The organism is Edaphobacter flagellatus, from assembly GCF_025264665.1.
Classification (GTDB): Bacteria; Acidobacteriota; Terriglobia; order Terriglobales; family Acidobacteriaceae; genus Edaphobacter; species Edaphobacter flagellatus.
In genome coordinates, this window is the sequence record NZ_CP073697.1 from 2,750,808 (window position 1) to 2,770,100 (window position 19,293).

Annotated in this window: 18 protein-coding genes; 8 read left to right on the forward strand and 10 right to left on the reverse strand. The window is 59.5% G+C overall.

The annotated features are described in order from the left end of the window. Nucleotides 1-172: 172 nt before the first annotated feature. Nucleotides 173-427: a hypothetical protein gene (locus KFE13_RS11485; protein ID WP_260703264.1), complete on the reverse strand. Its 255-nt coding sequence runs from the start codon at nucleotides 425-427 to the stop codon at nucleotides 173-175. Nucleotides 428-660: 233 nt separating this feature from the next. On the opposite strand from KFE13_RS11485, the gene KFE13_RS11490 reads away from it, so the two are divergent. Further along, nucleotides 661-1,506 carry a hypothetical protein gene (locus KFE13_RS11490; RefSeq protein ID WP_260703265.1) on the forward strand — a complete coding sequence of 282 codons (846 nt, stop codon included), beginning with the start codon at nucleotides 661-663 and terminating at the stop codon, nucleotides 1,504-1,506. A gap of 555 nt (nucleotides 1,507-2,061) precedes the next feature. On the opposite strand, the gene KFE13_RS11495 is transcribed toward KFE13_RS11490, so the two are convergent. The 5 genes from KFE13_RS11495 to dnaG all read right to left on the reverse strand — a co-directional run bounded on the left by KFE13_RS11495 (nucleotide 2,062) and on the right by dnaG (nucleotide 7,967). Continuing rightward, on the reverse strand, nucleotides 2,062-2,451 hold the full coding sequence (locus KFE13_RS11495) for a type II toxin-antitoxin system death-on-curing family toxin (protein WP_260703266.1): 390 nt from the start codon (nucleotides 2,449-2,451) through the stop codon (nucleotides 2,062-2,064). A gap of 3 nt (nucleotides 2,452-2,454) precedes the next feature. After that, nucleotides 2,455-2,682, reverse strand: a complete 228-nt coding sequence (locus KFE13_RS11500; RefSeq protein ID WP_260703267.1) for an AbrB/MazE/SpoVT family DNA-binding domain-containing protein — start codon at nucleotides 2,680-2,682, stop codon at nucleotides 2,455-2,457. Between the two features lie 36 nt (nucleotides 2,683-2,718). Further along, nucleotides 2,719-4,335: a glycosyl hydrolase family 79 N-terminal domain-containing protein gene (locus KFE13_RS11505; protein WP_260703268.1), complete on the reverse strand. Its 1,617-nt coding sequence runs from the start codon at nucleotides 4,333-4,335 to the stop codon at nucleotides 2,719-2,721. Between the two features lie 209 nt (nucleotides 4,336-4,544). After that, nucleotides 4,545-5,963, reverse strand: coding sequence for a lipopolysaccharide biosynthesis protein (locus KFE13_RS11510; protein ID WP_260703269.1), 1,419 nt, complete (start codon nucleotides 5,961-5,963; stop codon nucleotides 4,545-4,547). Between the two features lie 213 nt (nucleotides 5,964-6,176). Further along, complete coding sequence (gene dnaG / locus KFE13_RS11515) at nucleotides 6,177-7,967, reverse strand: DNA primase (protein WP_260703270.1); 1,791 nt, start codon at nucleotides 7,965-7,967, stop codon at nucleotides 6,177-6,179. Between the two features lie 171 nt (nucleotides 7,968-8,138). Between dnaG and KFE13_RS11520 the strand changes: the two genes are divergently transcribed. From KFE13_RS11520 to KFE13_RS11530, 3 genes are all read left to right on the forward strand, one after another. Further along, nucleotides 8,139-9,071, forward strand: a complete 933-nt coding sequence (locus tag KFE13_RS11520; protein WP_260703271.1) for a YXWGXW repeat-containing protein — start codon at nucleotides 8,139-8,141, stop codon at nucleotides 9,069-9,071. Nucleotides 9,072-9,173: 102 nt separating this feature from the next. Further along, nucleotides 9,174-9,926: an RNA methyltransferase gene (locus KFE13_RS11525; protein WP_260703272.1), complete on the forward strand. Its 753-nt coding sequence runs from the start codon at nucleotides 9,174-9,176 to the stop codon at nucleotides 9,924-9,926. A gap of 95 nt (nucleotides 9,927-10,021) precedes the next feature. Continuing rightward, complete coding sequence (locus KFE13_RS11530; protein ID WP_260703273.1) at nucleotides 10,022-12,421, forward strand: S9 family peptidase; 2,400 nt, start codon at nucleotides 10,022-10,024, stop codon at nucleotides 12,419-12,421. Nucleotides 12,422-12,443: 22 nt separating this feature from the next. On the opposite strand, the gene gluQRS is transcribed toward KFE13_RS11530, so the two are convergent. The 4 genes from gluQRS to folP form a co-directional block, all read right to left on the reverse strand. Then, nucleotides 12,444-13,265, reverse strand: a complete 822-nt coding sequence (gene gluQRS, locus KFE13_RS11535; protein ID WP_260703274.1) for a tRNA glutamyl-Q(34) synthetase GluQRS — start codon at nucleotides 13,263-13,265, stop codon at nucleotides 12,444-12,446. Then, nucleotides 13,262-13,612, reverse strand: a complete 351-nt coding sequence (locus tag KFE13_RS11540; RefSeq protein WP_260703275.1) for a cupin domain-containing protein — start codon at nucleotides 13,610-13,612, stop codon at nucleotides 13,262-13,264. The genes gluQRS and KFE13_RS11540 overlap by 4 nt, the downstream gene beginning before the upstream one ends. A 55-nt stretch (nucleotides 13,613-13,667) precedes the next feature. Next, the gene (locus KFE13_RS11545; protein WP_260703276.1) at nucleotides 13,668-14,987 is read right to left on the reverse strand and encodes a Y-family DNA polymerase; all 1,320 of its coding nucleotides are present in this window, start codon (nucleotides 14,985-14,987) and stop codon (nucleotides 13,668-13,670) included. An 84-nt stretch (nucleotides 14,988-15,071) separates the two neighbouring features. Beyond that, a complete protein-coding gene (folP, locus tag KFE13_RS11550; protein ID WP_260703277.1) occupies nucleotides 15,072-15,998 on the reverse strand; it encodes a dihydropteroate synthase in 927 nt (308 codons plus the stop codon). A 95-nt stretch (nucleotides 15,999-16,093) separates the two neighbouring features. On the opposite strand from folP, the gene dacB reads away from it, so the two are divergent. The 4 genes from dacB (at nucleotide 16,094) to KFE13_RS11570 (ending at nucleotide 19,289) form a co-directional block, all read left to right on the forward strand. Continuing rightward, nucleotides 16,094-17,719 carry a D-alanyl-D-alanine carboxypeptidase/D-alanyl-D-alanine endopeptidase gene (gene dacB, locus KFE13_RS11555; protein WP_260703278.1) on the forward strand — a complete coding sequence of 542 codons (1,626 nt, stop codon included), beginning with the start codon at nucleotides 16,094-16,096 and terminating at the stop codon, nucleotides 17,717-17,719. A gap of 71 nt (nucleotides 17,720-17,790) precedes the next feature. Further along, the gene (locus KFE13_RS11560; RefSeq protein WP_260703279.1) at nucleotides 17,791-18,528 is read left to right on the forward strand and encodes a sulfite exporter TauE/SafE family protein; all 738 of its coding nucleotides are present in this window, start codon (nucleotides 17,791-17,793) and stop codon (nucleotides 18,526-18,528) included. A gap of 18 nt (nucleotides 18,529-18,546) precedes the next feature. After that, a complete protein-coding gene (locus tag KFE13_RS11565; RefSeq protein WP_260703280.1) occupies nucleotides 18,547-18,888 on the forward strand; it encodes a c-type cytochrome in 342 nt (113 codons plus the stop codon). Next, complete coding sequence (locus KFE13_RS11570; protein ID WP_260703281.1) at nucleotides 18,885-19,289, forward strand: hypothetical protein; 405 nt, start codon at nucleotides 18,885-18,887, stop codon at nucleotides 19,287-19,289. The genes KFE13_RS11565 and KFE13_RS11570 overlap by 4 nt, the downstream gene beginning before the upstream one ends. Nucleotides 19,290-19,293 lie beyond the last annotated feature (4 nt).

Here is a 19,293-nt window from a genome sequence, read left to right on the forward strand (position 1 = left end):
CCGCTCAGGCGAGGTTTTACGGCCTCGGGGCGCAGTTATCCCTGGGTTGTTTCCGTGGTGTCAGGGAGCAGGTAGCGGTGATGACCGCTTTGGCCAGCCGGATGACCTATCTCATGAGGTCAGGGCATATCGAGGGCACACTTCCCCAGCGAATCACAGGATACCACAATATTTAGACGGGTTCGGTGGAGAAAAGATTCGGCGGCGGGGTGCGGAGGGGCTCGCCTTTGGCTCCGTTCTGGTGGCGGGGGCAGCGGCGGGCGTGGATGTCGGTGCCGTTGGCTCCGTAGTCGTGTCCGCAGTGGGTACAGCGGAGATGGTAGATGGTCTGGCCGGGGAAGGTTTCGGAGGGAAAACCGGTGCGGCGGATGACGGTCTGGCCGTGGGGATTGGTGTATCCGGGGTCGGTGGTTCGGTGGCGCGGCATTGATTTGAATAGTTTACGGTCTTGATGCAGGTCTGCACGTCGGAATAGTGGCGAACAGCCCTCGGCGAGTGTTTTTGGAGTAGCCGCCGAGTTCATAATGAGAATATACCGCGCCCGAGCGATCAAGGAGAGGGAGTATTAGGCAACCCGCATTATTGGAATAATTATCATTATTTTTATTGCGGAATGACTTTTAGTGGTATATCCTCATTTCGATCGAAGGGAGCCCAGCTATGACAACCGAAGGGGTAGTGAAGGCGGAATCGCCTGAAATCACACCGGAAAAGGCCGATAAGGGGGAGCGGGAGCGTTCACGAATTGAGTTCCCCTACTTCAGTCTTGACGAAGCGACCAAGATTGCGAAGGGGGTGTTTGAACTAGGCTCGACTTGCCAGATAGATCAGCTTGCTGGACACCTCAATCAATCCGCTACGGGTGGCGGTTTCCGTGTAAAGCTCATGGCTGCGAGAACCTTTGGGTTAATCACTTACACGCAGGGTTCAGCAAGCCTCACTGATTTAGGTTCGAAGCTTTTTGATCCAGATACCGAGCGTGAAGCAAAGGCCGAAGCGTTCCTAAAGGTGCCTCTCTATAACGCTATCTACGAGCAATACAAGAACAAGATGCTTCCGGGCAATGTGGGCCTTGAAGGAGCAATGGTCAACTTGGGAGTGGCCGCCAAGCAGAAGGATAAGGCACGTCAAGCTTTTCAGCGTTCGGCCAAGGAAGCAGGATTCTTTGCATACGGCACCACTAAACTCGTTTATCCGGTCTTGGGAACGCTGGAACGGGTCGCTAAAGAGAAGGGTGCGGATATTCCTCTCGATACTCCCAAAATACACGACAAGAAGACCTCCAACTCTGGGGGAACGGGAGGTGGTGATCTTCACCCATTCATTCAAGGGTTACTCAAAACATTGCCCGAAGTTGCCACGGAATGGACACAACAGGGGCGTCAACAATGGCTGCAAACAGCAGCAGGAATCTTCAATTTGATTTATCAGGCCAGCGCCGACGACAAGGGAACCATCCAAGTAGCGATTGTCGTCCCCAAGTCTGTGAGCGATTCTGCAAATTAGAGAGCCACCCCATCGCAGATAAGGTGGCTCGAAAGGAGAAAACAACCCAACTATGCCCACCATCAAAGTACGCATAGAGACCCGGCGAGTAATTGTCACTGTTACTAGCAGTGACGGAACCGTTGTGGTCGTCGTTCCCAAACTAGGCTAGTCCATCAGCCTTCTTGAGTCCATAGCCCGTACAGCCATGTTCTCTATTCAACAACCTTCATCTCGCCCAACGCTGCTTAGCGGCTCGTTGGGCGATTGCCTTGCGTTCAGCACGGGACAGCTTGAGCGGTCTAGCTTTTATGCAAGCGACTATAGTTTCAATGCGTTGTAGTTCTTGCAGTGCTGGCACAGATGCCCCACCGTGCCGAACTTTCTCTCATTAAGTGGTATATCCCGTCCGGGAGCGCACTTCGTATTGTTGTGATAAACCCTATCTCTAAGCGGTTTCTTAGCCTGATTTATTGAATAGAATGCGGGAGTTAACGGCATCGGTCAGTTCTCCAATGCGAAAGATGATACGCTCGCTATCTTGGGTTGGTCAGCGTATTTATTGCCTCTACGGTCTTAGATATGCTCGGCGTGGGAGCGGAACCACGCGGCTAACTCCTCCTCGGAGAGGGTGCCTTCGGCAAGGTGCAGGAAGGTGAAATATTTTTCTTCGGGAGCAGAAACGATGGCAATGCCGTTCTTTCGAAGAAAGGTTTCTGCGACAACCAAGGCAGTGCGTTTGTTGCCATCAATAAACGGGTGATTGCGAGCGATGCCATAGGCGTAGGACGCGGCGAGACGAGCGAGATCGCAATCTGGCTGGTAGGCAAAGACATTACGCGACTTGCAGAGGGCAGATTCGAGCAGACCCTCATCGCGGACGCCAATAGAGCCGCCGTGCTCGGTGAGTTGTTCGCTGTGAATTCCCAGGACTGAAGCCTTGGAAATCCATCGAGGTTCCGTCATCCGTTATTTCGCCAACTTGCGCAGGACATCCCGGTTCTCGCGCATCACGTTGCGGGCTATCTCCATCGTCTCTGCGAAATCTTCGTCATAGGGAGTCAGTTCGACACCGTTAGGCGTCTCGACGATGAAGACATGGTCGCCACGCTCGACGTGGAGCCTGGCCATGACCTCTTTAGGGAGAATGATCCCGGAGGAGTTTCCGATTGCCATGATCTTCGTTGTGGTCGCCATAATCCTCCTTGTTATAACGAAAATTATAACAGGCCCTCATCTGCGGCAGGCTGGGTTGTTGGCTTTCTCAAGGGTGAAGAAGGTGATGGTGGCGGGGGCCAGGGTGGTGTCGCCGGCTGGGGTGGGGGTTCCGGTTAAGGTGGGAAGGTTGCCTTTGGGGTCGAGGGCGAGGGTGACTCCGTTGAGGGCGACCTGGGTACTGGTGAGGTTGTCGGAGGAGAGGGTATAGCGCTCGGAGGCCTGTGGGAGGGTGATGTTGTGGGAGGCGTTGCGGTTGGCGTTGATGGCCAGCAGGGCGACTCCGCCGGAGTTTCGCGGGCTTCGGGTTGGATTGCGGAGGCAGTGGGCGTAAAGGTAGACGCCGGGAGCAGCCTGGCTTCCTTCTGCCGTAGGTGTGGCGTCGAGGACGGTGGTTCCCATGAAGCGGCGCCAGAGCAGGGCAGCCCAGTAGTTGGGCCGTGGGGTGAGGGTGTCTTCGTCGATGAGGGCGTAGTCGCTTGCGGCGAGGGTGTTGTGGATGACGGCCTGGACGTTGTGGCGGGCGAGGATGCCGAGCTGGTTGAGGTAGCGGAAGGTGTCGATGAAGGTCGCGGCCCAGGGGTCGCCTCCGCAGGCGGCTTCGCCGGTTTCGGTGAGCCAGAGGGGTTTGCCGGGGAGGTACTGGTCGCGGAGTCTGGCGTAGAACTCTTCGTCGCGGACGGTGCGGGAGAGCCAGTCGTCGGTGAGCGCGGTGTCGACGGTGTCTTTGGAGCGCTGGCCGGGACGCTGGCAGCGCTGAGAGACGCCTCCGTAGAAGTGGTAGGAGAAGGCGCTGAGTCCTTCGATGCCCGCGGCGTCGAGCATGTCAGTGGTTTTGAGCAGGGTGAGGCCGATGGGCGGCGTTGCGGAGAAGCCAAGCTCGCCGACGGAGCCGGGGCCGAGGATGGTCATCCTGGGTGCGGCCCTGGAGATATAGGCGTGGAAGGCTTTGTAGTCGCGTCCGTAGGACTGGGCGTCGTAGCCTTTGGGGACGCCGCCGATGGAGGCGAAGGTGGGTTCGTTGAACATTTCGGCCGCGGCGATGTTGCCGCCGCTGGCGCGGGTGAAGTCGAGTAGTTTCTTTGCTTCGGTGGGTGTCCAGACGCCGTTGGTGTCGCGGACGCCCTGGCTGACGGCGAAGGAGGTGACGAGGCTGCCGTCGACTGATTTGGTGAAGTCGAGGACGCCCTTCCACTGCTTGCGGGTGAGGATGCTGCCGAATCCGGTGGGCGGTTTCTCCGGCGCGGGTGTCGCGGCGTCGTGGAAGTAGGTGGAGTTGGCCCAGGTTCCGCTGACGCGGACGTAGGCGGGGCCGAGGGCAGAGGCTAGTTTACGGAGCTTTGCGTTGTAGAGGTCGATGGGCTGGCGGTAGCGATAGAGGGAGGGGTCCATGCCGGCGGGCACGGAGAGCCTCGAGCTGTCGTCGGTCTGGGGTTTGCCCTGTTGTTTGTAGGGAGCCCAGAAGCGTCCGCCGGTGATCTCGACCATCTCGATGTTGTAGCCCTGGAAGCGTGGGTCGATGGTGGCGATGCGTGGGAGGCTTGAGGGATTGATCGCGGTGGCCTGAGCCAGAAGAGCGGCGGGTGCGGTGAGGACGGTTGCGAACGCAACTAGAGCGGGAGCGATTCTATGCACAGAAGACCTTCCCGGAGAGAAGATTTCAATGCAAGAAGGTATATGGTGCGTTTACCGGGGTGTCAATGCGCGTGGCATTTGTGGCTCCACGGACGAAATGCGGGGGTTCCTTTCACCCCAACGAGCAAGCTCGCTGGGGACCCCGCTCCTCGGCTGCGTGCTTCGCACTCCGCTCGGAATGACACTTTGCTTACCAATGTCGAGGTGTTCTAGACGCTCTCTTCGGGTGGATTGAGGTCGGTGGCGGGTGCGCGGCGCAGGTGGCGCAATAGAGCGGCGGGACGCAGGGAATGGGGGTAGTGCGTCAGGCTTTTGAGGAAGGCAGGGAAGTTGTCCTCGGAGAGCTTGAGCGAGGTGGGAAGGACGTACATGTTCATGATGATCTCGGAGATGAGCAGCGAGGCAGCGGCCCATTCCAGTCCGAGATACTTTGCCGTGATGTAGGTGATGATGACGGTCACGCTGGTTCCGAAGAGATACCACGAGGCCAGCGTCTGGTGGCGGTTGACGGCGGTCAGCAGCGTCGAGCTGGTGGACCAGAGTGCATTGGCGATGACGACGAGCAGCAGGATGGCCAGTAGTCCGCGGCTGGGAGGAACGTGGCCGCGGGTCCAGTGGGTGAGGAACCAGGGGCCGAATGTGAGCATGGCCAGCACCATGGAGACGGCGATGATGAGCGCCATCTGGCAGGACCTGCGGTGAAGCGTTCGGATGAGGCCGATATTGTTCGCTCCGAAGGCGATGGAAAGCTCGGGCCAGAAGGTGTTGTTGACCATCTGAAAGACCTGCAGCGCGACGCGCGAGACGGTGCGGGCGGTTCCAAAGATGACGACGGCGGTGGGTCCGAGTGCGTAGCCGACGGCGAGAATCGTTCCCTGCAGATTGAGGGCGTTGCCCAGCGGGAAGGCCATGAAGGCGATGGCGGGGCCGACGAGGCGGCGAATTTCGGAGAGGCGGGCATGGGTCCAGCCGAAACGGATCCAGGGGATCTCGCGGCGGACCATGATGCAGAGAACGAAGGTGAAGAAGCCGTTGGCGAGCGCGTAGGAGAGTGCTGCGGCGCGGGCGCCTCCGCCGAGGCAGACGACGACGAACATGACGGCGAAGGCGGTGAGCGAAAAGGCGCTCTTGAGCAGCGATCCATAGGAATAACGGCCTACGCAGCGATAGGAGGCCTGAAGAAGGGTTTCCAGCTGACTGAGCAGGACGGAGCAGCCGAGGTAAAAGATGATCCACTTGGCGTCGACGGGGCCGATGGCGTGGAGCTTGAGCCAGCTGGCCGCGGGAAAGAAATAGAGGACGATGGCGAGGAGCAGAATGCAGGTGGCACAGATGAAGGTGATAAGCCACCAGCAGCTCTGAAAGACACGCAGCGCGCCTTCGCGATCTCCACGCGCCGCCATCATCGTCATTTCGTTGCCGGCTACGTTGCCGAAGCCGGTGCTGCTGACGTTGAGGTAGTTGGGGACGGCGCTGACGATCATCCATTCGCCGTAAAGCGCAACGTTCCAGAAGTGAAGGAAGATGGGGACCTGGACAAGCTGGACAATGGTCGTGCCCAGACGCGAGATCCAGTTGGTGATGAAGCCGATCGCGAGCCGTCGTTTTGTCGAGGAATCTACGGTCATCGTGGTTCAGAGAGAATCAGCGCAATTCTATTGGCGAGCGAGACGCGCAACAGAAGAGCGTATTGCAATGTAAAGAGCGATAGGAAGAAGTTTTGGTTACACCAACGTTCGGGGAGATTGGCTGTGTGGGTTTGGACCCACGCCGTTATTGTAGCAATGCCGGTGAAAGCGTTCTGCTAAGTGTTGATGAACGTAGGGATCGCGGTGGATTGATCAATGTTCGCGGAGCTTGCGGTTGAGCTGGATGAGTTCGTGGGTGAGGCGGGTGACCATTTCGCTGTCGCCGCGACGCTCGGCTTCGGCGATCTGTGAGCGCAGCTCGCGCTGCCGGCGCTGCATGGCGCGGTGCTCGAGGGTGTGGAGGGCGTCTTCGACCTGTTCGGCGAGCGATGCGGTGTTGGGTGCATCGGGGTCGTGGGAGTGTTCGAGTGCGCGGGCGAGGAGAACACGGGTTGCGTGGTCGGGCGCGGCGTCGAGTGGATTGTCGGGTGCGGGCGCGTTGGCAAGGACTTCGATGACGCCCGCGGAGGGGAGGCCGTCGTAGTACTCCGGGTGCTGGGCGAGGTGGGCGGCGGCGAGCTGGCGTGCTGGGTCATCTTCGCCGTGTACGAGGGCGCGGAGGAGGATGCGTTCGGTCTCGCTGGCGGGGTCGTGCTGGTGGGAGCGGACGCTTTCGCTGCGTTGTGCAGCGGCCTGGCGCAGCTCCTGGCGGAGGATGGCGGAGTCGATGCCTAGCTTTTGTGCGGCGTCGGCGGCGAACTCGTCGCGCTGCAGCGCGCTGGGCATGCGGCGGATGTGCGGGAGGAGGAAGTTCATGGCCTTAACCTTGGCGTCGGCGGTGCGCGCGGGGTGCAGCGTGCGGGCGCGGTCGATGAGGTAGTCGGAGTGACGTTTGGCGGTGCGGAGTGCGGCCATGTAGGCCTCGAGGCCCTGCTCGCGTACAAAGCGGTCGGGATCGAGTCCGCCTTCGAGGGTGACAATTTTTACTTCGAAGCCTTCTTCGGTGAGCAGCGCGATGGATTTTTCGGCAGCGTTGGCTCCGGCGGTGTCGGGGTCGAAGTTGACGACGGCGCGTTTGGTGAAGCGCGAGAGCAGGCGTACCTGGGCTTCGGTGAAGGCTGTACCGGATGTGGCGATGACGTTGTGGATGCCCGCCATGTAGACGCTGATGGCGTCCATCTGGCCTTCGACGAGGAGCGCGAAATCGTGTGCGCGCATGTCGCCCTTGGCCTTGTCGAGATTGAAGAGCACCTGTCCCTTGGTGTAGAGCGCTGTCTCGGGGGAGTTGAGGTACTTGGCGATGTCGCGGCCTTTTTCGTCCTTCGAGTCGAGCGCGCGGGCGGTGAAGGCGATGGTTTTGCCCTGCTCGTTGGCGATGGGGAAGGTGATGCGCTTGCGAAAGCGGGCGTAGAGCGGCTGCGGCGTGCCGTCGGGGGATTCGCGTGAAGAGAAGAGGCCGCTGGCGCGCAGGACGTCTTCAGGGAAGTGTGCCGCGAGGGCGTTGCGCATGTGGTTGTAGTCGTCGGGCGCGTAGCCGATGCGGAACTTCTGGACAGTCTCGGGCGTGATGCCGCGTCCGGTCATGTACTCGCGAGCGCGTGCGGCTTCGGAGGATTTGAGCGCGGCCTCGAAGTACTGCGTCGCGGCTTCGTGGATGTCGATGAGCTGGCGGCGCAGGCCGGCTTCGCGTGCTTCTTCGGGTGAGGTGAATTCGCGCTTGGGCAGCGGGATGCCTGCCTTCTGCGCGACTGCATAGACGGCTTCGCGGAAGCCGAGGTTCTCGAGCTTCTGTATGAAGGTGAAGACGTCGCCTTTTTCGTGGCAGCCGAAGCAGTAGAAGTAGCCGTGCGTGGCGTTGACGGAGAAGGAGCCGGTCTTCTCTTTGTGGAAAGGACAGAGGCCGGTGTAGTTCTGCGCACCGGTTTTGCGCAGCTTGACGTACTCGCCGATGATCTTGACGATGTCGGCCTGCTGCTTGACGAGTTGAGCGAAGTTATCGGCCACGGTGCAGAGTTTGAGTTTAAATGACGGAGCGCGCGATGCAATTCAGGGGTAAAGGGTTGCGGGAGAGTGTGCAACTTAAGTTGCGCCTGGGGCAGGAGATTTTGGCATTCGGGGGAAACTTCAGGGGGTGATTGGGGTCTACCTGTCTGTGGTTTTGTGAGGATTATGAAAATGGCTTCTTTGAAAACAGTCCGGGTTGTGATTCTTGCAGCAGCAGCGGCAGTGGTTGCGGCGGCCCCGATGGCTTCGCATGCATCGGTCAGTATTGCTATCTCGGTGGGTACGCCACCGCCTGCGTTGCCGGTGTATGCGCAGCCCGCGATTCCGGCGCCGGGTTACATCTGGACACCCGGCTATTGGGCGTGGGGTCCTGCGGGTTATTACTGGGTTCCAGGCGTGTGGGTGATGCCGCCTGCGGTGGGCATGCTGTGGACGCCGGGCTACTGGGGCTGGAGCGGCGGTGCGTATCTGTTCCATGCCGGGTACTGGGGTCCGCATATCGGCTTCTACGGCGGCGTGAACTATGGCTTCGGCTACGGTGGCGTTGGGTATGAGGGCGGCTACTGGAATCATGGCGTGTTTGCGTATAACCGCTCGGTGAACAACATCACGAACGTGCACGTCACCAATGTCTACAACAAGACGGTGGTGGTGAACAATGTGAACCGTGTGAGCTACAACGGCGGCAACGGCGGCATCCAGGCGCGTCCTACGGCGTCGGAGCAGGCGGCGTTCAACGAGCATCACTATCAGCCGACGGCGAACCAGATGTCGCATGAGCAGGCGATGCGGAACGATCGCGGCCAGCTTGCCTCGGTCAACCATGGACAGCCGCGGACGATGGCGATGTCGCAGGTGGGGCAGCGTCAGGTGAACCAGCAGCAGCGGATCGCCAATGGCGTTAGCTCGGGTCAGCTGACTCCGCGTGAGACGCAGCATCTGGAGAACCGTGAGGCGAACATCAATCAGCAGGTTCGTCAGGATCGCCAGGCAAACGGGGGACACCTGACACAGCCTGAGCGGCAGCAGGTGAACCGCGAGCAGAATCGCGCCAGCCAGCAGATCCATGAAGACAGGCATAACGGGGCGCGTGGTCCCCGGTAAAAGGTCGTAGAGACAAATACAAAAATACGACAACTCTGGTTAGAGGGAGGCGGTCCGGATTCATGTCCGGATCGCTTTTCTTTTTGTCGCTAGAATGAAGCGGTGAGTCATCCGTTACTGGAGCGCGTGGTTGTGGTGCTGGTGCGTGCGCGCAATTCCAACAATATTGGTGCGGTGGCGCGAGCGATGCATGACTTTGGCTTTCGCGATCTGCGCATTGTGAATGAGTATCGCGTCTCGTTTGAGACGGCGCGCTCGGCTGTGGATGCTTCGGCGGTGATGGCTGGGGCGAAGGCGTTCGAATCGGTAGCGGAGGCTGTGGCTGACTGCACGCTGGTGGTAGGGACGACTGCTGTCGGCGAACGAGCGCTGGAGCATCCGCTGCATGCTCTGGTGGAAGCTGGTGCGCTGATCAAGGCTGAAGCCGCGAGTGATAATGGCCGCGTGGCACTGTTGTTTGGCTCGGAGAAAACGGGCCTGAGCAATACGGAGCTGAGCTACTGCAATTTTCTTCTGACGATTCCGATGTATGAGCACGAGGATGTGCGGCATCCTTCGATGAACCTGGGACAGGCCGTGGCGGTGTGTCTGTACGAGCTGGTGCGAACTGCGGGTGTTCACACGGGCGTCGGCGTGCGCGAGGCTGCTGCCGCTGCCGAGGTAGAGCGCGTGGCGACTCTGCTGAGCGAGGTGCTGGAGGTGACGGGATATAAACGGCGGCATCCATCGAACTCGAGCGAAGAGCAGATACGCAGGCTGGTGGTGCGCATGGGGTTGAGCGCGGTGGATGTTCCGGTATGGATGGGCGTGTTGCGGCAGATGCTGAGGAAGGCAACCAGCGAGTCCGGAAAGTAAGGTCTTTGCTGTTGCCAAAAGCGCCGGTGACGATAGACTGCTGGCACAGTTCAAAAAATAAGGGCCAGATACGACTTCTTAGGAGGAGCAGAGGTATGTCGTCAGGGAAGAGTTTGCGCGTCTGGAGCAGTGTGCTGCTTGCGCCGATTGCGGTAGCCGGGTGGGCACAAGGCAGGCAGGTGACGACGGCGGATTACGCACACGCCGAGAGCTTTATGAACTACAACGTGAATCCGCTGGTTTATCACAGCGTGAGTAATCCGGTGTGGATGGGCGATGGAAGATTCTGGTATCGCGATTCTGCTGCGGATGGAACGACGTTCATGTTGGTCGATCCGGTGAAGAAGACAAAGGCTGCCGCGTTCGACCGGGAGAAACTGGCGAAGGCGCTGAGTACTGCCGCAGGCACAAAGCTCGATGCGAAGAGGCTACCGATTGCGGAGTTTGCGCTGAGCGACGGCGATACGGTGGTTGCGCTCGAAGCGCGTGGAAGGCACTGGCGCTGCGATATGAGTGGAGAGGGCAAGTGCGTTTCGACAGATGCGCAGAAGGACGATGCGAAGGCGGCGTCGCCTGCTCGTGGTGGAAGGCGTGAGCGGCCTCCGTTTGCTCTGTCGCCGGATGGAAAGAAGGCGGCGTTTATTCGCGACTGGAATCTTTGGGTGCGTGATGTGGCCACCGGCAAAGAGACGCAGCTGACCATGGATGGCGTGAAGGATTATGGCTATGCGACGGACAACGCAGGGTGGCAGTCGAGCGATCGGCCGATCCTGGTCTGGTCGCCGGACGGAAAGAAGATTGCCACATTTCAACAGGACCAGCGAAAGACGGGCGAGATGTACCTGGTGCCTACGACGAACGGGCATCCGCAGCTGAAGGCGTGGAAGTATCCGCTGGTGGGCGATAAAGATGTGACGATGATCGAGCGCGTGATCGTCGATGTGGAGTCACCGAAGGTTGTTCGTCTGAAGATGCCGCCGGATCAGCACCGTTCGATGCTGTGCGATGACATCAGTTGCCGCAGCGATGATGGCGAGTGGGAGGATGTGCAGTGGAGCGATGATGGAAAGCATCTTGCCTTTGTTTCTACTTCGCGCGATCACAAGCAGGAGTGGCTGCGTGTGGCCGACGTGGCTACGGGCGATGTGCGCGAGGTGATGACGGAGACTGCTCCGAAGTTTTTCGAGAGCGGGAATGGGCGTTCGAACTGGCGGTATCTCTCGGGCACGAATGAATTTTTGTGGTTCAGCGAGCGCGGTGGCTGGGGACAGATGTATCTGTACGACGGCAACGGCAAGCTGAAGAACCAGATCACGCATGGCGAAGGCAATGTGACGCAGGTGATGCTGATCGATGCGGCTGGGCGCAAGCTTTACTTCGAGGCGGTCGGCAAGGAGACGGGGCGCGATCCTTACTTCCGCCACTATTACAGCATCCACTTCGATGGCACGGGCATGAAGCTGCTGACGCCTGAGGATGCAGACCATGCGATTACTCCATCACCCGATGGGAAGTATTTCGTCGACGTTGCTTCGACGGCGACGGAGCCGCAGACGACACGGCTGCGCTCGACGAGCGGCGACGAGGTGATGGAGGTCACGAAGCAGGACATCTCTACGTTGAAGGCCGCGGGATGGGTTCCGCCGATGCCGATTACGGTGAAGGGGCGCGACGGCAAGACGGATCTGTACGGCTTCCTGTTCAAGCCGACGAACTTCGATGCGACGAAAAAGTATCCGATTGTGAATCATGTCTATCCCGGGCCGCAGACGGGGTCGTGCGGGAGCCGCAGCTTTGCCGCAGCGCATGGCGATATGCAGTCGCTGGCGGAGCTGGGCTTCATCGTTGTCTGCATCGACGGCATGGGGACGCCGTGGCGCTCGAAGGCGTTTCACGAGGCATACTACGGCAACCTGGGCGACAACACGATTCCCGATCAGGTTGCGGGGATGAAGGACCTCGCAGCACGTTATGCGTGGATCGATCTCGACAAGGCGGGTATGTATGGGCACTCGGGCGGCGGCAATGCGACGGCTGCGGCGATGTTCAACTATCCGGATTTCTTCAAGGTGGGTATCGCCGAGAGCGGCAATCACGATCAGCGCGATTATGAAGATGATTGGGCGGAGCGCTGGGCCGGGCTTGAGGTGAAGAGCGCGGACGGCAAGAGTAACTACGACAGCCAGGCAAATCAGTACATCGCCAAAAATCTGAAGGGACATCTGCTGCTGGCTCACGGCACGATGGACAACAATGTGCCGCCGAACAACACGCTGCTTGTGGTCGATGCGCTGATCAAGGCGAACAAGGATTTTGATCTGCTGATGATTCCCAACGTGCAGCATGGCTACGGCGCGGCAACGCCGTACATGACGCGGCGGCGTTGGGACTACTTCGTGCAATACCTTGCGGGAGACACGCCTCCGCATGAGTACAGAATGAAGCCGTGGGCGGAGACGCAGGCTATTGTGAATGGGCCGAGCGACGAAGAGTAGTTCGATGTAGCGGTGCGGATGGTTACGTAGAGAACATTCGCACCACATCTTCAGGCGAGTGTCCCTGCTGGCGCAGCGTGCGTAGAGCGAGCGCGTCATGGCGCTTGGCAAGGCGCACGCCGTGTTCATCACGTAATAGCGGTGTATGAAAGTAGTCGACTGCAGGCAGCGCGAGTGCGCGTTGCAGCAGGATCTGACGTGCGGTGGATTTGAGCAGGTCGGATCCGCGAACGACTTCGGTGATGTGCGTCTCGGCGTCGTCGACGACACAAGCGAGCTGATAGCTGGGGAGGTCGTCCTTACGCCAGATGAGGAAGTCTCCGAAATCCTTGCCGGCGGTGAAGCTTTGTGGGCCGAGGTTGAGATCGGTGAAGGAGATGGTTTCTTCGTCGGGAATGCGGAAGCGGTAGTTCATGTTTGGTTGGAAGGCCTGTGGTGGCGTGCCTTTCGCGGGGCGGCATCTTCCGCTGTAGACGGGTTCGTCGTCGGTATCTTCGTGCGGTGCGGCGATCATCTGCGCGAGGTCTTTGCGGCTGCAGGTGCAGGCGTAGGCGTGGCCGGTCGAGAGCAGGCGCTCGAAGGCTTCGCGGTAGAGCGGGATGCGTTTGGATTGCGTAATGACTGGTGGCGTCCACTCGATGCCGAGCCATGTGAGGTCTTCGATCATGGCGTCGACGTATTCCTGTTTAGAGCGCTGCGGGTCGAGGTCTTCGTTGCGGAGCAGGAGTGTGCCGTTGTGTTGTTGTGCGCGTTGATAGGCCGTCCAGAAGGTGGCGGCGTGGCCGAGGTGGAGGAGGCCGGTGGGGGATGGGGCGAGACGGCCGGTGTAGTTCAAGGAGTTCATTCCCCCGGTGCGATAAGCATCTCGCTCTGCGCGTCGGCTCGCTCAAACGTTAGATTAACCGAACGCTTCCCGATTGGCCTCGTGCGGTGACGAACGCCTCGATGGACAGTGATCATCTGTCCTGGCAAGAGTTCGATCGTTCGATCATCAAAATCAATGAAGAGGCCGCCTTCCAGCGCCAGGAAGCTTTCGTCGGAATCGGGATGACGGTGCCAATGGTAAGCCTCGGTTATGGTGCTTATTCGAATTTCATGGTCATTTACGTTGGCAATGGAATGGTTATCGTAGCTCTTAGAACGTGCTGATTCAAGCGCAAGATCGATGACTTTGAAGGGAGGATTCTGCATTCATTCGCTCCATGGGTATCCATTGTTCTGGACATAGCTGTTCGGTTATTCAGCCCTACATATAGTCCACGCCATACTGCACGGGAATCTGCGTGAACGCGATGCGTGTGGGTGCGCTTTCGCGTGCGGGAAGCATGCTGCCGAAGTGCAGCGTGGTGTGTCCGTATTTGAGGTTGAGCTTGTCCATCGTGGCTGAGAGTTGTGTGCGGTTGCCGGAATCGCCGAAGAGTTCTTCCTGGTGCTCGTTTTCCGGTACGAGGTCGCGCAGTGTGACGCCGACGAAGAAGGGACGCCGGAACTCCTCGCCTTGCGGGCGGCGCTGCCACATGCCGCGCATGGCTTCGAGCAGCGTGAGCGTGTCCTGGCACTGGCGGAAGCGTGCCTCCATGCCCCAACCTGATTGCTTGATGCCACTGAAGTGGCGCTTCGACTTCATGCGTTCGGCCTGCTCGCGCGTGAGCTGGTACCGGATGACGATAGACATGGAGCCTGTGTAGAACTTCTCCATGCGGAGGCGCATCGCGGCCTTGTGCAGCAGCTTGTTGGCGATGGCCCATGCACCTTCGTCCGTGCGGAACTCCGGGGCCATCACGTGCGAGTGGCCGAGCGACTTCTGCACGTCGCCTGTGACTGTTGCGCCATCGTCGCCGGTCACGCCGCCGCGCAGCCAGTGGTACATGCGGTCGCCCCAGACGCTGTTCCACAGGGTATGCATGCCGGTGCGGTCGAGTGCGAGCAACTGCTCCATGGTCGTAATGCCTTTGGCATGCAGACGTGCCTCGGTGCGTGCGCCGACTCCAGGCAGGTCGCGCAGATCAAGATGGGCTACGGCGCGTGGAAGCTGCGAGGGCAGCAAGCCGATAAGTCCATCGGGCTTCTGCATGTCGCTCGCAATTTTGGCGAGGTAGCGGTTGGGAGCCATGCCGATGGAGCAGCGCAGTGCTTCGCCTACATTTTTGTAAATGGATTGCTTGATGTCGAGGGCGATCCTGCGTGCGCGGGGAGGCTCCTGTTCGCGGCCGATCAGCTCGCAGCACATCTCGTCGATGGAGGGATTGTGCGCGACGGGGCAGACAAGATCGACGGCGTCGTTGATGGCCTTGGAGTATTTCGCGTACTCGGTGTGGTCGCCCTCGACGAGGATGATGCCGGGGCACATCTTCTTCGCCTCGCCTACCTGCGTGCCGGTCTTCACGTTGAAGGCCTTGGCCTCGTAGCTGGCGGCGATGCAGCAGGTGGTGTCGGCCATGGTGGGCACGACGGCGACGGGCTTGCCCCGATATTCGGGATGCAGCTGCTGCTCGACGGACGCGAAGAAGGAGTTCAGGTCGATATGCAGGAAGCGGAACCGGTCGGGATTGGGCGCGAAGGACATCGTCGGCTCAAGGCTGATTATATTTCGCTTTTTGTTTGCCTCGCCGATTTTATTTCCGAGGCTTGCAGAGCCCAGAATCGCAGGCTACTGGCTGGAGGCCATCAGGACGTGGTCGGCGATGGCAGCGGCTTCCGCCGCAGGCTGAATGTCGTGCACGCGAAGAATGTGGGCTCCTGTGAGGATGGCGGCGACGTTGGCGGCTGTCGTTGCGTCCAGACGCGCGTTCACCGGCGGCGGAACGCCCTGATGTACGGCTGCGAGGTTGGGTGCCTGGGCCAAGGTGTGCGCGAGGAAGCTTTTGCGTGAGACGCCGACGAGCACAGGCAGCCTGAGATGTTGAAGGGCATCAAGGTGAGCCAGCAGGGTGAAGTTTTCGTCCAGGCGTTTACCGAATCCGATGCCTGGGTCGATCACGATTCTGTGGCTCGCGATGCCAGTTGCGTGGGCCGCAGCAATGCGTGCTTTCAGTTCATGCGCGACCGTTGGCACGATCTTGTCTGTGGCCAGTGGCGGCAAGGACTTCCATTGATCCGGGCGTCCGCGTGTGTGCATCAGCACCAAGCCACACTTCAGACTGGTGCAGGTTGAGAGCATGTCGTCGTCCCATAGGCCGCCGCTTACGTCGTTGACGATCTCGGCGCCTGCCTCCACGACGCGCCTCGCTGTCGCTGCGTGGAAGGTATCGATGGAGAGGATGGTCGTTGGGCGTTCGTGCAGCAACGCTTCGATGACCGGCAGCACACGGGCCTGCTCTTCGTCGGGCGTTAGAGGCGTTGCGCCGGGTCGTGTCGATTCGCCGCCGATATCGATCAGGTTGGCTCCGCGATCGAGCATCGTAACGGCCTGCTCCAGGGCGCGCTCTGGGGCGGTGGCTTCATTGTAGAAATGGCCGCCGTCGGAGAAGGAGTCCGGTGTGACGTTGAGGATGCCCATGATCAGCGTGCGCTGGCCCAGCGTGAGCGAGCGTGTGCGCAGTTGCCAGTCGAACTGAGGGCGCGGCCTGAAAGACATGCAACGATTCTAAGCGTCCTCGTGTTCTCGTCGAATTTACGGCTCGGTTTTAGAAACCGACCTGCTAGACTTCGCGCATGAACAGAGTGCTGGCAGTGGCATTGACAGTGGCAGTGTGTACGGGCGCGACTCAAGCGCAATCGAAGAGCGCTGGGTGCGACAGTGCGGTGCTTGCGAAGACTGGCAGTGGAGAATGCTCCGCGCTGTCGAAGCAGATTGCGGATGTGCTGTCGGCGCCAGCGGTGGCTCGCGCGCACTGGGGGATTGTTGTGACGGCGATGGACGGCTCGCCGATCTATGCGATGAACGAAGGCCAGCTTTTTCAGCCGGCGAGCAATACCAAGCTCTTTACTACGGCTACCGCTCTTGCAGTGCTTGGCCCGGAGGCAACCTTCGAGACGAAGGTTGTTGCGCGCGGGAAGTTTAACGGCGCAGCGAATCTTGCAGGGGATATCGTGATTGTCGGTGGCGGCGATGCGAATCTCTCAGGCCGCGAGATGCCGTATGTTCCTCCGGCGCAACGCCCGAAGGCCGCGCCGGGACAGCAGCCTCCTCCCGGACCGCCAGCGCTGCGATATCTCGAAGAGATGGCCGATCAGGTTGCGAAGACGGGACTGAAAGTAGTGAACGGCGATATCGTCGGCGACGATACGTTGTATCCGTGGGAGCCTTATCCGGAGGACTGGTCGATCGATGACGCGGTGTGGGGTTACGGTGCTCCTGTCTCTGCGCTAACGATCAATGACAACCAGATCAAGGTGACGGTCTCGCCCGGTTCTGCTGCCGGACAGCCTGCAGTTGTGGCTGTCGATCCGATCTTTCCTTACTACACCATCGATAGCGCGGCACTGACAACAGGTCCGGTGAAGAGCGGAAGCCATGTACAGATAGAACGAGATCCTGGCGCAAGGGTGCTGCGTATCTATGGCTCGATCGCGGTAGATGCACATCCGGACGAAGAAGAGCTCGCGATTCATGATCCAGCTGAATATGCGGCAGCAGCGTTGAAGGTTATGCTTGAAGCGCATGGCATTGTCGTGACTGGCACGGCACGCGCACAGCATCGTCTATCGACAGACTCACGTAGCTATATGCAGGCTTCGCACGAGCCGATTCCCAACATCGATTTTTCGCGGCAATACTCGCCAGCGAAGAGCACACAACAAGGTGAAGTTGTTCTGGCTCAGCATCAATCGCCTGTGCTGATTGAGGATATGGTTGTCACGAACAAGGTCAGTCAGAATCTGCATGCGGAGATGTTCCTGCATAATGCTGGCGCGGCAGTGCTAGGCGACGGTTCAACAGTAAACGGTGCACGAGTTGTGCGGGCGTTTCTCGAGCATGCGGGTGTTGATAAGGACGACTACGTTTTTTTTGACGGCTCAGGCCTGAGTGGCCACGATCTTGTTACGCCTCGGGCGACAGCGAGATTGCTGCAGTATGCCGCGACACAGCCGTGGTTTGCCGACTGGAAGAGAAGCTTGCCTGTCGGTGGCGAAGATGGATCGCTGGTGGAGCGCTTTGGTAAGGCTCCGCTGAAAGATCACGTCTTTGCCAAGACAGGGACGCTGGGCGAGGCGCGTGCATTGAGCGGGTATCTGGATTGCGCTAGCGGGAAGACGGTGATCTTTTCCATCATGGTGAGTGCACATACGCCGCGCTCGAACGTGGATCGCGAGGCGATGGACAGGATCGTCGGGTTGATTGCTGCAGCGAACTAATCCGCAGTTGCAGGTCTGTTAAACTTGTAATAGATCAAGAGTGAATTTCTGCTTCGAGTCTCCCTTTCTAAATGAGCGGCACTACGGTTGGAATCCTTTGCGTTATCTTTCTCGCCACCTTTGTCCGCTCGGCATTTGGATTTGGCGAGGCGCTGGTTGCCGTTCCGCTTCTTGCACTCTACCTGCCGTTGACAGTAGCCGCACCGCTGGCGGTGCTGATCTCAATCACGATTGCCGCGGTCGTGGTGGTGCAGGACTGGCGTAAGATTCATCTCCGCAGCACGGGAGGACTCTTCGCTTCGACTCTGTTGGGGATTCCCATTGGCCTGCTGCTGCTGACCAGTGCGCACCAGCAGGCCGTGAAGATTGCGCTTGCGGTCATTCTTCTTGCCTTTTCGTTGTACTCGCTGCTTGGCCGCAAGCCTCCGGAGTTGAAGAGCGATGCTCCCGGCTGGCTTATGGGTTGCGGCTTTTGCGCCGGCGTACTGGGCGGCGCCTACGGTATGAACGGTCCGCCGCTTGTGATCTACGGAGCCATGCGCCGTTGGTCGGCGCAACACTTTCGGGCGACCCTGCAGGGCTACTTTCTTCCCGCAAGCATTGTGGGAATGGCGGGCTATTGGGCTGCAGGTCTCTGGAGCCATGCGGTGACGCACTACTTTTGGGTGTGCCTTCCCATTCTGTGGCCTGCGATCTGGTTAGGACGCGTCGTCAACCACAGGATGCATGGAGAGAACTTTCTTCGTTATGTTTATCTGGGCCTGATGGGGATTGCCGTCCTGCTCCTGGTGCAGTCGGCACATCCATAGAGTGAGAGAATGGAAGAGATGAAGAAGCTCTATCTGCTATTGCTCGTTACGACGCTTGCTGGCTGCCGATCCGTGCCGCCGCCGACTCCGCTCAGTCAGCTGAATGCGCAGCAGATGCACGGCCATGCAGTTTTCCAGGCGCACTGTCTGCAGTGCCATAACGATCGCACAAATGCTCCGCTGACAGGCCCGCCGCTGGTGGGTATTTTCAAGAAGCAGTATCTGCCCAGCGGTGCGGCGGCCACGAATGAGCGCGTTTCGGCGACGATCCTGCAGGGGCGAGGCATGATGCCTCCTCAGGGCAATACGATGGATCAGCAGGACCTGGTCGATCTTCTGGAGTACCTCCATACCTTATGAGTGACGAGAGCCAGACAAGAAAAGAAGAGCTCGCTGAAGAGATCCGTCGGCTGGAGGCGCGTGCCGGTGGCATGTTGCCTGGCATTGCGGCCATTGCGATGTTCATGATCTTCATGACGATCCTGAATGCTTTCGCCGCCTTGCGCGGGGTCTTCGGGGCAGGCGGCATCAAATACAGCGTTCTGGCGGTTTGCACGTTGCTGGCGGTGGGCGTCTTCGGCCTGCTGCGTCTGAAAAAGTGGGGATGGGCGATTGTGACGGCGGGCTGCCTGGTGCTGAGCTCGGGTGACTTCTTCTTTTTTGAGAAGACAAAGGTCGGCTTCTTCCTCATTCGCGCGCTGCTGGTGCTGGTTTTCTTTCTGTATCTCGTGCGGGCCTCCGTGCGCGACCGGATGCGGTGAGTGG